The 12,330-nt window shown below is 70.8% G+C and carries 11 protein-coding genes; 6 read left to right on the top strand and 5 right to left on the bottom strand.

The window, feature by feature from the left end; all coding sequences use genetic code 11:
• Positions 1-51: 51 nt before the first annotated feature.
• Together H483_RS30680 and H483_RS38210 are read left to right on the top strand one after the other, a co-directional pair.
• Positions 52-1,344: an acetyl-CoA hydrolase/transferase family protein gene (locus tag H483_RS30680; RefSeq protein ID WP_017837140.1), complete on the top strand. Its 1,293-nt coding sequence runs from the start codon at positions 52-54 to the stop codon at positions 1,342-1,344.
• A gap of 104 nt (positions 1,345-1,448) precedes the next feature.
• Entirely contained in the window at positions 1,449-2,120 is a 672-nt protein-coding gene (locus tag H483_RS38210) for a twin-arginine translocase TatA/TatE family subunit (protein WP_017837139.1), read from the top strand.
• A gap of 85 nt (positions 2,121-2,205) precedes the next feature.
• Here H483_RS38210 and aqpZ read toward each other — a convergent pair whose 3' ends face one another.
• The 3 genes from aqpZ to H483_RS30660 form a co-directional block, all read right to left on the bottom strand.
• Positions 2,206-2,928, bottom strand: a complete 723-nt coding sequence (aqpZ, locus tag H483_RS30670; RefSeq protein WP_017837138.1) for an aquaporin Z — start codon at positions 2,926-2,928, stop codon at positions 2,206-2,208.
• 223 nt (positions 2,929-3,151) lie between these two features.
• Positions 3,152-3,937 (bottom strand): NAD-dependent deacylase, encoded by a 786-nt coding sequence (locus H483_RS30665; protein WP_017837137.1) that lies wholly within the window; start codon positions 3,935-3,937, stop codon positions 3,152-3,154.
• Positions 3,934-4,614, bottom strand: coding sequence for a hypothetical protein (locus tag H483_RS30660; protein WP_017837136.1), 681 nt, complete (start codon positions 4,612-4,614; stop codon positions 3,934-3,936). The genes H483_RS30665 and H483_RS30660 overlap by 4 nt, the downstream gene beginning before the upstream one ends.
• Before the next feature lie 351 nt (positions 4,615-4,965).
• On the opposite strand from H483_RS30660, the gene typA reads away from it, so the two are divergent.
• Genes typA through H483_RS30640 form a run of 4 tightly spaced genes read left to right on the top strand, consistent with a single transcriptional unit; the run spans position 4,966 to position 10,032 of the window.
• Positions 4,966-6,888 carry a translational GTPase TypA gene (gene typA, locus H483_RS30655; RefSeq protein WP_017837135.1) on the top strand — a complete coding sequence of 641 codons (1,923 nt, stop codon included), beginning with the start codon at positions 4,966-4,968 and terminating at the stop codon, positions 6,886-6,888.
• Positions 6,889-6,899: 11 nt separating this feature from the next.
• Positions 6,900-8,741 carry an ABC transporter family substrate-binding protein gene (locus H483_RS30650; protein ID WP_017837134.1) on the top strand — a complete coding sequence of 614 codons (1,842 nt, stop codon included), beginning with the start codon at positions 6,900-6,902 and terminating at the stop codon, positions 8,739-8,741.
• Positions 8,738-9,634 (top strand): N-acetyl-1-D-myo-inositol-2-amino-2-deoxy-alpha-D-glucopyranoside deacetylase, encoded by an 897-nt coding sequence (gene mshB, locus H483_RS30645; RefSeq protein ID WP_017837133.1) that lies wholly within the window; start codon positions 8,738-8,740, stop codon positions 9,632-9,634. The genes H483_RS30650 and mshB overlap by 4 nt, the downstream gene beginning before the upstream one ends.
• Complete coding sequence (locus H483_RS30640; protein ID WP_017837132.1) at positions 9,631-10,032, top strand: hypothetical protein; 402 nt, start codon at positions 9,631-9,633, stop codon at positions 10,030-10,032. The genes mshB and H483_RS30640 overlap by 4 nt, the downstream gene beginning before the upstream one ends.
• Here the strand turns inward: H483_RS30640 and H483_RS30635 are convergent.
• Positions 9,952-11,628, bottom strand: a complete 1,677-nt coding sequence (locus H483_RS30635; RefSeq protein WP_017837131.1) for a PH domain-containing protein — start codon at positions 11,626-11,628, stop codon at positions 9,952-9,954. The genes H483_RS30640 and H483_RS30635 overlap by 81 nt on opposite strands.
• Positions 11,625-12,269 (bottom strand): PH domain-containing protein, encoded by a 645-nt coding sequence (locus H483_RS30630; protein ID WP_017837130.1) that lies wholly within the window; start codon positions 12,267-12,269, stop codon positions 11,625-11,627. The genes H483_RS30635 and H483_RS30630 overlap by 4 nt, the downstream gene beginning before the upstream one ends.
• Between the last annotated feature and the right edge of the window lie 61 nt (positions 12,270-12,330).

Raw genomic sequence — 12,330 nt, 5'->3', positions numbered from 1 at the left:
CGGCCCGAGCCGACGTCCCCATCATTCCTGACGACCGGAGTGTGACCCGCGATGAAGGACATCCACTACGAGGAACTGCCGCCCGAGGCGGTTCTCGATCACGTCACGCCGGGGATGCACATCATCTCGCCGATCCAGAACGCGGCGCCCCCGGCTCTGCTGCGCGCCCTCGACGCGGGCGCGGAGGCACTCGAGAACGTCACCGTCCACCACATGGACCCCTGGGAGTCGCTGCCGTTCATGGAGGGTGCGTACCCCGGAAAGCTCAGGCACGTGGACTACTTCCTCGGCCCGGGGTCTCGGAAGAACTTCCACGAGGGCAGGTGCGATCTGGTGCCGGTCGACTTCGCCCAGGTCCCCGCGACACTGCGGGAGTTCAGCCCACCCGGGCTCGCGATCACCACGGTGTCCGAGATCGACGAACACGGGTTCTTCTCGATGGGCACCAACGCCGATTACGTGGCGTCCTTCATCGGGCAGGTGCCGTTCTTCGTCGAGGTCAACGCCGCCATGCCGCGGACCTTCGGGCGGAATCACATCCACATCTCCCAGGTCGTGGGGGTGACCCGGAACGACGCGCCGATGATCACCATCGACCCGCCGGTGCCCGGTGAGATCGAGCACGCGATCGCTGATGTCATCGCCGAGCGGGTACCCGACGGGGCCTGCCTGCAGCTCGGCGTCGGCAAACTCCCCAACGCCGTGCTGTCCCGTCTCACGGGACACGAGAACCTGGGGATCCACACCGAGGCGCTGTCGGACGGGGTGATGGACCTCGTGGACGCCGGCGTCATCGACGGTTCGCGGAAGACCGGTAGGCCGTACAAGCACGTCACCACCTTCGCGGTGGGGTCACAGAAACTCATGGACTGGTTGCACAACAACCCCTCGGTCGCCATGTTGCCGGTGGACATCGTCAATGACCCGCGGGTGATCGGTCAGGAGCACAATCTCCACTCGATCAACGCGACGAGCGAGGTCGATCTCTACGGTCAGGCGGCATCGGAGACCATCGGGGGTCGGTACTGGTCCGGCGCCGGTGGGCAGGCGGACTTCGCGAGGGGGTGCAGGTTCTCGCCCGGTGGCCACGGGTTCATCGTCACCCCGTCCCAGACCTCCCGGGGGATCAGCCGCATCACCCTCTCGCTGACGCCCGGCAGTCCCGTGACGACCCACAAGAACATCATTGACAGCGTGGTCACCGAGTACGGGATCGCCACGCTCAGGGGTCGGTCGGTGTCCGACCGGGCGGCCGCGCTGATCGCGATCGCCCACCCGGATCACCGCGATCGTCTGAGTCGGGAAGCCCGCGAGGTCGGCCTGGTGTCGCGAACCCTGCATTGACAGGGGCCGGACCACCTCCGGCGTCCGCGCGCCCACCGGTGGCAGGTGGTCAGGCGGGGGGCTACGTTCCGGGTGGAATGTGACCCCTGGAATCGGAGGCTGTTATGGACCCCATCATCTGGATCGTCATCGGGGTGGTCGCCCTGGTCGTGATCATCGCACTCATCGCGCTGGCTACGAAGAACAGCAACCGCAAGAAGCTGGGCGAGGCCGCCGAACTGCGGAAGGACGCGCGCGAGCGGGAGCAGCAGCTCGAACGCCAGCACTCCGTCGCCCGTGAACAGGAGCACCGCGCGGGCGCGGCGGAGCAGGAGGCGAAGGCGAAGGCCGCGGAGGCGGACCGGCTCCGCGCGGAGGCCGAGCAGCATCGTTCCGTGCTCGACGAGCAGCGTCAGGACGTGCGGCGCATGGAGGAGCACGCCGACAAGCTCGACCCCAAGCACCGCGCCGACGCGCCGGTCGGTGACGCCGGCCCGGACCGGGCCGCGGACCGCGAGTCCGTCGGGCACGACAGTCGGACCGACGCCCGGAGCACGGGCCAGGCCGACGCCCGGACCACGGGCCGTACCGACGGCCTCGGGGTCGCTACGCCGACCGGGACCGCCGGCTCCGACACCGGTGGTCGGCACGCTCAGCCCGAGGAGCTCCACGGCCTCGACAAAGGCCCGGCCGGGCGTCACCCACAGGACGTGGACCCGGCCGCCCGCCCGGACGACGAGCCGGGAGTCGTGGACAAGATGCTCGGTCGGACCGGCCGGGACGACCAGACGCGCTGACCCCTCGGGGTCTTCAGCGGAGCTCGGGCCCGCGGGACGTGGTCCCGCGGGCCCGTCGCGTCCCGGTGCTCAGGTCTCGGTGGGGTCAGACCCGGTCCCCCGGAGCCGAGGCGATCTTGACCCGCTCGCCGAACAGCGGACCGTACAGGGCCCCGGCGATGAGCGCGCCGAGGATCGGGGCCACCCAGAAGAGCCACAGCTGGCCGACAGCCCCGTCGCCGTTGAAAAACGCGACGGCGGTGGAGCGGGCCGGGTTCACCGAGGTGTTGGTGATCGGGATCGAGATGAGGTGGATGAGCGTCAGCGTCAGACCGATCGCCAGCGGCGCGAATCCGGCGGGTGCCCGGCGATCCGTGGCGCCGAGGATCACCCAGATGAAGATCGCGGTCAGCACGACCTCGATGATCAGGGCCGACAGCAGACCGTAACCATCCGGTGAGTTCGCCCCGTAGCCGTTCGCGGCCATGTGCCCCGTCGCCTCGAAGCCCGCCTTGCCCGACGCCACCACGAGAATCAGTGCGCCCGCGGCGAGGCCACCGACGAGCTGGCTGACGATGTAGACGGGTGCCTTGGACCAGGGCAGGCGTCCCGCGGTCGCCGCGCCGATGGTTACGGCAGGGTTGAAGTGGCCTCCCGAGAGGTGGCCGAGGGCGTACACCCCGGTCAGGACGGTCAAACCGAAGGCCAGGGAGACCCCGAGGTACCCGACGCCCACGGGGACGTCCCCGGTGTCGGCGGTGGCCACCTGGACGGCAGCGAACACCGCGGTGCCGCACCCGCCCAGTACGAGCCAGAAGGTGCCTATCATCCCGCCGCGATCACGGCCGTCCCGGGAGGCGTGGCGGGGGAAGCGTCGGGTGGAGTACTCGGGGACGTGTCGGACATGAGCTGACCTCCGGTCGTGATCTCCCGGGGACGGGAGGCGGGACCGCGATGTTGACGACCCTCGCGGGAAAGACGCTAGCGCGGCGGTGAGGATCCCGCGCCGATTTCGCGACCCCTCGCATCGCCCAGGCGATGTGACGCCGCGGTCAGGGCGCCAGGAGAGACGGCAACGCCTGCCCGGCGGTGGCGCGCAGGTGTACGGTCGCCTGATGCGGAAAGCCCGGAGGCCCGGGGTTCACCTCGACCAGCGGTACTCCCCGGTCAGCGGCGAGGCCGGGGAGCGACGCGGCGGGGTGGACGAGGCCGGAGGTTCCGACGACGAGGACCGCGGATGCGGTCGAGATCGCGGAGACGGCGGCGTCCCAGGGCTGCCGGGGGAGCATCTCCCCGAACCAGACCACGCCCGGTCGTGCCCGCCCACCACACCGGGAGCACGACGGCGGGGCGAGCCGGTCCACGGGCTCTGACGGCGCGGGGCCCACCTCGATCGCCGTGCCACACACGTCGCACCGGTGGGCGAAGAGGCTGCCGTGGAGATGGTGGACATCGGCGGTCCCGGCCCGTTCGTGCAGGTCGTCCACGTTCTGCGTCACCACGGTCACGCGGCGCTCCCCGGCGGCCCGCGTGATCGCGAGATGTCCGGCATTCGGCTCGGCGGAACCGACGAGGTGCTCGCGCCAGCGGTACCAGGCCCACACCGCCTCCGGGTCGCGGTCCCAGGCCTCCGGTGTGGCGAGCGCGGCGGGGTCGTGGTGTGCCCACAATCCCGTCTGCGCGTCCCGGAAGGTGGGAACTCCGCTCTCCGCGCTCATCCCGGCGCCCGTGAGAACGACGAGAGGCCCGCCGCCGGCGAGGGTGAGACGGGCCTTGGTCGTCGTGTCGGGGTCCACGTCAGGGTGGGGCAGGTCGGGCCCCACGCCGCCGGGGGTCACGGGACGAACGCGGAACCCACCAGCGGCAGGGAGACACAGTTGGAGGTCCCTCCACCGGGGAGGGTGGTCGTGACGCCACCCTGCAGGAGCATCAGCACCTGGCCCGGGCCGGTGTCGGCGACGCCGTTGAGGGTCGCCGGACCACCCTCGTTGATCCCGTTGTAGGTGAGCACCGTGGTGCCCCGTCGACCGTTGTTGATGTTGAACCAGTCCACCGTCATGGGCTGCACCTGCTGCGGCGCGACCCCCTCGGTGCCGAGAGCGGTGAAGACGAAGCCGAGCTGGCCGCCCGGGATGCCGGGTAGGGGGAGACCGGCGGGGCCCGGCACGGCGGTCGCGGCGCCGACCGCGGTCTGCTCCCCGTCGATGCAGTTCTGCATGATCGTCGGATAGGCGAACTGGGCGATCACCGGCCCGTTCTCGGGGATCGGGGTGCCCGGCTCACCGGACCCCCGGAAGAATCCGACCAGTCGGGCGATGGTGCCCCGAGTCTCCTCCGGGATCCACTGCTGCGCGGAGAGGTTCTCGATGGCCTGCAGTACCGGCTCGGTCGGCCGCCCCAGCTCGTCCAGTGACTGAGCGCTCGCGGAGGCGGGGACGGCGAGCGACACCGCCATGGCGGCGGCGGCACCGAGACCGAGGGTCTTGAACGAGTTCCTGAGCGAGTGGCGGATCACTGGCGAGTCCATTCTTCGGATGAGGCGGACGGATCGGTCGGCGGGCCGACCGATCTACGGCTCGATGCTCTCACAACGGTGACAGGTGCAATACCGGAGGCCCGATTGCTGTGGCTTCTGAGGCCAGTGTGACAGATGGGGGCTGTGATGTAAATAACACTGGGCTGCCTGGCGGGTTCCCCGCGTGCTCACGATGTCGGCTCGGCGACCGATACGGGTAATGTGGATGCGCACGCGCGCCCGACCGGCCGCGCTTGTGGATCACGCGGGCGTCCCGCAGATTCCCACCACGCGCCCCGCGGCCACACAGTCGTTCGTGGCGCCGAAAGCCTCTGAGGGAGAACACACCGTATGGCCCTGACCGAGTTCCGCAACGTCGCCATAGTCGCGCACGTCGACCACGGTAAGACGACACTCGTCGACGCGATGCTGCGCCAGTCCGGAGCGTTCGACGAACGCGCGGAGCTCGTGGACCGGGTTATGGATTCTGGTGACCTCGAGCGCGAGAAGGGCATCACGATCCTCGCGAAGAACACCGCCGTGCGTCGACCGGGCGCCGGGGCGGGTGGCGCGGACCTGGTCCTCAACATCATCGACACCCCCGGTCACGCGGACTTCGGCGGGGAGGTCGAGCGTGGCCTCAACATGGTTGACGGGGTGGTCCTGCTCATCGACTCCTCCGAGGGGCCGCTCCCGCAGACCCGTTTCGTGTTGCGCAAGGCGCTCGCCGCGTCCCTTCCCGTCATCATCGTCGTCAACAAGACCGACCGGCCGGACGCCCGCATCGACGAGGTGGTCGAGGAGGCCCAGGACCTGCTGATCGACCTGGCCTCGGACCTGGAGGACCCCGCCGCCCAGGCGGCCGCGGAACATGCTCTCGAACTCCCCGTGGTCTTCGCGTCCGGTCGCGCGGGCAAGGCGTCGACCACCCAGCCCGCGAACGGCCAGGAGCCGGACGCGGAGAACCTCGACGACTTCTTCAAGCTCCTCTACGAGGTGATCCCCGCCCCCCGCGGCGATGCCGACGCGCCGCTCCAGGCCCACGTCACCAACCTGGACGCCTCCAACTTCCTGGGCCGGATCGGCCTGGTGCGCATCCACAACGGGCGTCTGCGCAAGGGCCAGCAGGTCGCGTGGATCCACCACCTCGTCAACGGCGAGACGGAGACGAAGTCGGTCCGCATCTCGGAGCTGCTGGCGACCAAGGGCGTCGAGCGCGTGCCCACCGAGGAGGCCGTGGCCGGTGACATCGTGGCGGTGGCCGGGATCAGCGACATCATGATCGGGGACACCCTCGCCGATCCGGAGAACCCGGTCGCCCTCCCCAAGATCACGGTCGACGAACCGGCGATCTCGATGACCATCGGCGTCAACACCTCGCCGCTCGCTGGGCGGAACGGCGGCAAGAAGCTCACGGCCCGGATGGTCAAAGCGCGGCTGGACCAGGAACTGGTGGGCAACGTCTCGCTCAAGGTCATCGACACCGAGCGTCCCGACGACTGGGAGGTGCAGGGCCGCGGGGAGATGGCGCTGTCGATCCTCGTCGAGACCATGCGCCGCGAGGGCTTCGAGCTCACCGTCGGCAAACCCCAGGTGGTCACCCGCCGGATCGACGGCAAGGTCCACGAGCCGATGGAGCACATGACCATCGACGTGCCGGAGGAGTACCTCGGTGCGGTCACCCAGCTCATGGCCGCCCGCAAGGGTCGCATGGAGCAGATGAGCAACCACGGCACCGGATGGGTCCGGATGGAGTTCACCGTCCCGGCCAGGGGCCTGATCGGGTTCCGCACGACCTTCATGACCGAGACGAGGGGAGCCGGCATCGCCAACTCCGTGTCGGCCGGGTACGAGCCCTGGGTCGGGGAGATCCGCTCGCGGCACACCGGCTCCCTCGTTGCGGACCGCGCCGGCAAGGCCACCGCGTTCGCCCTGCTGGGTCTGGCCGATCGCGGCGACTTCTTCATCGAACCCGGTTCCGAGGTGTACGAGGGGGTCGTCGTGGGTGAGAACCCGCGCTCCGAGGACATGGACGTCAACATCACCAAGGAGAAGAAGCTCACCAACATGCGTGCGGCGTCCTCCGACGCGACCGAGACGTTGTCCAAGCACCGTAACCTCTCGCTGGAGGAGGCCATGGAGTTCTGCGCCGGCGACGAGTGTGTCGAGGTCGGACCGGAGGCCATCCGCGTGCGCAAGGTGCTGCTCACCGCCAACGAGCGGGCCAAGGCCCGCAGCAAGTCCAAGTCCCGCGAGCAGCAGTCGGTCAGCTGACGAGGGCCCTGGTGGCGACGAAGGGGGCGTCGGGCCGTCGACGCGGCACCGCCGTGCTGGCCGGCGTGCTCTCCCTCGTCGTCGCCGCGGGGTGTGTGGCCGACCCGCCCCCGCCCACCGTGGTGGGGGAGGACCGTGCCGACGGGGAGGCCGTCAGCCTGTCGAGCAGCGGGGTCCTGCTGGCTCTCGACCGCATCGACCCGGGATTCAACCCACATCTGCTCGCCGACCAGGGGGTCGACACCGATCTGGTGGCCTCGCTGGTGCTGCCGAGCGCCTTCGTCCCCGGTCCGGATGGGGACCCGGTGCTCAACCGTGACCTCCTGGTGTCCGCCGAGCCCCGGCCCGCGGATCCCCGGACCATCCGGTACACCATCGATCCGCAGGCCCAGTGGACCGACGGTGTCCCGGTCGCGGCCGAGGACTTCGAGTACCTGTGGCGACAGATGACCACCCAGCCCGGGGTCGTCGACCCCGCCGGGTACGAGCAGATCGTCGAGGTCCGTTCGGGCGCCGGGGGCAAGGTCGTGGACGTGGTCTTCGACTCCCCGCCGGAGGACTGGCACACCCTGTTCGCCGACCTGCTGCCCGGGCACATCCTCAAGGACGCCCCGGATGGTTTCCAGGGTGCGATGGCCCGACTCCCCGCGATGAGCGCGGGGCCGTACATGATCCGCGTCGCCGACATCGGCCGCGGCGAGATCGAGTTCGTCCGCAACGACCGGTACTGGGCCAGCGCACCGGAACTGGATCAGATTCTCGTGCGACGGGCGACCGGGGCCGGGCAGTTCGGGGCGGCGTTGCGCGGCGGCCCGGGGTCGCTCGCGGTGGTCGCGGCAACGCCGCTGGCCGCGGACGTGTCGGCCACCGTCCCCGGGGTCCGCTCGGTGACCGTGGACTCCTCGGCCCAGCTCGAGTTGGGCTTCAACACCGTCGCCCCGGCGGTACGCGACCCGGCGGTCCGGCGCGGCCTCGCGGCGGCGTTGGACCCCGAGGTGGTCGGTCGGGTCGTCACGGGGGAGTCCGACCCGGGTGTCACGTCGTACCCGTTCCCGCCGGAGGCCGGTGCCACCGCGACCGCCGACCCCGGCGCCGTGGGGCGCGCGCTCGGTGACGCCGGGTTCACCCGCACGGGACCCCGATGGGAGCGTGACGGGACACCGCTGAGCGTGACGCTAGGGGTGGAGGCCGAGGACGACAGGGCGCTCACCGCCGCGTTCACTCTCGCGGACCAGCTCCGCGGCGCGGGCATCGGGGCCCGTGTCTGGGAGCTCGACGCGGTCGCCCTGTACGGGGACGCGCTCCCGCACGGCCTGGTGGACGCCGTGGTCGGATGGCAACGGGTCGACGGACGCCCCGAGGTAGCGGCGGTGTCCCGGTTCGCCTGCGCTCCCACCGCGACCACGATCCCCGCCACCACCGGCCGCACCGCACCGGCCAGATCACTCACCACGGTGACCAGCCTCGTCCCGCCGGAACCCGACACCGGTGCCACCCCGACGGCCCGTCTCGACCCGACGGCGACCACCGGGGCCCCCGCCCCCACCACCAGTACCCCGCCGCGCACCATCGGCACCTCCGCCCCGGCACGGGCGAGTGGGGTCTCCGGGGTGTGCGACCCCGAGCTCGACCGGGCTCTCGGGCTCGGGGACGCGACGGGCGGCCCCGACCTGGAGACGGCGGGCGACCTGGTCGCCGAGCAGGCCCTCCGGATCCCGTTGGTCAGACCGGCGCTGCTGCTCTCCGGGGACGGCGTAGAGGTGACGGGCACCGATCCCGGCGGTGCCGACGCCGCGCCGCCGATGGTCTCCGACGTCTTCGACTCAGCACCAACCTGGAGGAGGACTGGATGACACCCCTCGCCGCATCGCAGCCGGGCGCCGCACCCCGGGCTCTGTTCGTCCACGCCCACCCGGACGACGAGGCCATCACCACCGGCGGCTCGATCGCCGCCCTCGTCGCGGCCGGTGTGGAGGTGCGGGTGGTGACGTGCACCCTCGGAGAGGAGGGCGAGGTCCTCGGTGAGGACTTCGTCGGGCTGCCGGCCGACCGCGCCGATCAACTCGGCGGGTTCCGGATCGGCGAACTGGGGGTCTCTCTCCGCGCGCTCGGTGTCGACCGGCCCCGCTTCCTCGGGGGCGCCGGCCGGTGGCGGGATTCCGGGATGGCCGGGACGCCGTCCGCACGGCATCCGCGCGCCTTCGTGGGGTCGGGGCGCGAGGCGGTCGACGAGATGGTGGCGCTCGTCGACGACTGGCGTCCCGACCTCGTGGTGACCTACGACCCGCGCGGAGGGTACGGTCACCCCGACCACATCCGCGCCCACGAGGTCGTCCACAGCGCGATCGAGCGGGCGGCGCACCGGCCCCGGCGGGTGGCGTGGACCGTCACCGCCAGGTCCGACGTCTCGCGACGGCACCCGTCGCCGCCGGGCCACCTACGTCACGCGGTCGAGGGCGAGCTTCCCTCCGTACCGGACTCACGACTGACCCACCGGGTCCCGCTGGACGCCACCACCTATGCGGCCAAGCTGGAGGCCCTGACCGGACATGCGACCCAACTGGAACTGGTACCGGGGCCGGATTCCGCACCGTGGTTCTTCGCCCTGACCAACGGGATCCTCCAACCCGTCCCGGACGTCGAGTGGTACATCGCCCACGACCTCACCGACCCCGGCGGGCCCTACGTCAAGTGCCCGCCCGGCACCGCCCACCTGCTCGACGGACTCGCGGGGGAGAACCGGTGACCGGCCGTGCCGCCGTCGTCCAGACGACCAGGGTGATCGAACTCGCCGTCGCGCTGGTGATGCTCGCCGTGGGCGCGGCGACCAGCTGTGTGCTGGCCGTCGCCTGGCTGACGACGTACGTCGGCCCCGTCCCGTTCCCGTTCACCGTCCTGGTGGCCGGTGTGTGGTCGCTGTTCCTGGTGCGGGTCGCCTCGGCCTGGTCCGACCGGACGATCGTGGCCGTGTTCCCGGCCCTGATCTGGATCCTCACGCTGGTGACGCTCAACCTGGGCCCCGGGGGTGACATGCCCGTCCCCATCGGGTTGCGGGGCCTGGCTCTACTGGTGGTGGGCGGTCTCATCCCGCTGTGGGTCGCGACGCTGAGACGCCCGCTGCGGGCGGACGCCCATCGACGGTGAGGAGCGCACGTCGGAATCCCCGTCGTGGTGCCACACGTCCGTGATGCCTGGGGTCAGCGCCTCGGCCAGTGCCCACGCCTCATCGGCGTCCATGTCGACGACGGAGTAGACACCGTTGCCCGCCGGGGTGGCCGCCGAGACGGTCGCGACCCCGGCGGAACGCTGGAACACCGACTGGGTGACCGTCCACCCGATGATCCCCTCCGCCTCGAGCACGGTGCGCTTGGCGGTCCACGACCCACTCGAGCTCACCAGGACGTCCGGCAGCAAGGCGTGCCCGAGCATCCTGATCCGGTCGACGGACAACGCGAGGAAGAACACCAGGGCCGCCGGGATGCCCCACCGCACCCAGATGTCGGCGGAGGGGCCGGAGTCGATCCGCACCAGGACGATCAGACCGGCCACGACCCAGAACGGGAGGAGTCCACGGGTGATCCGCCGACGCGCGGCCTTCCACTGGTGGCGCCGGAGCCTCACGGTGACCGGCGTCGGGTCGCCGAGGATGCGGACGGCCACCCGCCGGACGTCCTTGATCGGGGCCTGCGGCAGCAGCGTCGACGCGGCGGCACCCTTCTTGGTCCCCGTCATGATCGGCTCGAGCCGGCCACCGCCCAGGAGCCGCAGATAGACCGGCAGACGGATCTCGACCCCGCGGAGCCTGGCCTTGTCCAGCGCCTGATGCTTGCGGCGAAGGATGCCGTTCTGGACGTAGAGCAACTGTCCACGGTCGGTGAGGGCGTACTTCCCGTAACGGATCGCGTACGTGATGATCGCCAGGACCCCGGCCACCATCCAGACCGCGATCACCTCGCCGACCAGCGTCCACGGCTGTCCCAGCGAGTCGAGCCACGAGACGGTCGCCTCGACCACCGCGAGCTCCATGACCCGGTCGTGCATGTCGCCCATCTGCCAGGTGAGGAGCCACAGGGACAGGAGCACGCCGAACCCGAGGAACGAGAACGGCGCGAACCGGGCCCACGTGACGCGCCACCGGGAGATGTCCTCGCCGTACCTCGACCCCCACTGCTCCTCGTCCTCCTCGCGCAGCGTCGGGTCCAGGGCGCGTCGGTGTTTGAGCAGCTCGTCGCGCAGCGGTTCGACCTGGGCCGTGTCGATGGCGTTGAGCCGGAACCGCTCGGCGTCCGACTTCCCGGAGTCCGCGCGGCCGGTGCCGACCTCGACGATCGACACCCGCATGACCCGGTGGAACAGGTCCGACTCGGTGTCCACACTGCGGATCCGCTGGCGCGACACCGTGACCACGTTGCGGCTGAAGAAGCCCTTCTTCAGGACGATGTGGGTCCGGCCGACCTGATAGCTCGTGGACAGCCACCTCAGCAGACCGCCCAGGACGATCAACGAGATGACGCCGATCTCGAACCAGTAATTGTTCCGATTCGAGCCCAGCCACAGGGAGATGAGGAAGAGCGGGAGCAACCGGGTGAGCATCCCCAGCGGGTCCACCAGCAGCATCCGCCAGGACAGCCGGTGCCACGGGGCCTCCGGGTCGACCGCGCCGGCGTCGTCGGGGGAGCCGGCCTCGTCGTCGTCGTCCGGACCGGCCGTCACCCCGGTCGCGGCCTGCGGTCCGCTCACGTCCCGTCCTCCGAGTCGAGGTTCGCGATGGCGATGAGGTGCTGGGCCAGCGCCTCCGCGTCGGCGAGCTCCAGGCCCCTGATCTCCACCGTGCCCTGTGCGGAGGCGGTGGAGGCGTGGACGGTGGCCAGGCCGAACCACCGCTCGAACAGGTTGCGGGTGGTGTAGACGGTCTGCAGGCGTGCCAGCGGGGCGATGCGGAACTGGGTGGTCCACCAGCCCTTGCGCGAACACACGGCCGTGTCCGAGACGTCCCACCGGGCCACGACGTAGCGCCACCACGGCGCCACCACGATCGACATGAACGCGAACGGTACGGTCGCGGCCAGCGCCACCCAGTTCCAGAAACCCATCACGTTGTCGCCCCAGAAGTACCATCCGACCTGCAGGGCGGCGAGGATCGCCCACGACCAGATCCCCTCGATAACCCAGAGCACGGGCGTGCGGGGCGAGATGCGGTGTCGCGGAGCAGTGACCAGCACCCGGTTGGAAGTCAGCAGATCCTCCCCGGAGTCCGAGGAGTCGCCGGGGAGCGCCGACGGCGCCGGGTCACGCAACGCATGGGCGCCACCGGTGCCACGGGGTGGCGCGGACACGAGGGGATCGCCGTTGCTGCGCAGGGGGCGGTCGGGATCGGGCATGCAGCCCAGACTAGTGCGCGGTTCCGTTCGGCACGCCTCTGACCACCCACGGAGCACCGGT

The organism is Dietzia sp. UCD-THP (assembly GCF_000349585.1).
In the GTDB taxonomy this organism is placed as follows: Bacteria; Actinomycetota; Actinomycetes; order Mycobacteriales; family Mycobacteriaceae; genus Dietzia; species Dietzia natronolimnaea_A.
The sequence above is the reverse complement of the archived record's forward strand: the minus strand, read 5'-3'. Positions and strand labels throughout refer to the sequence as shown.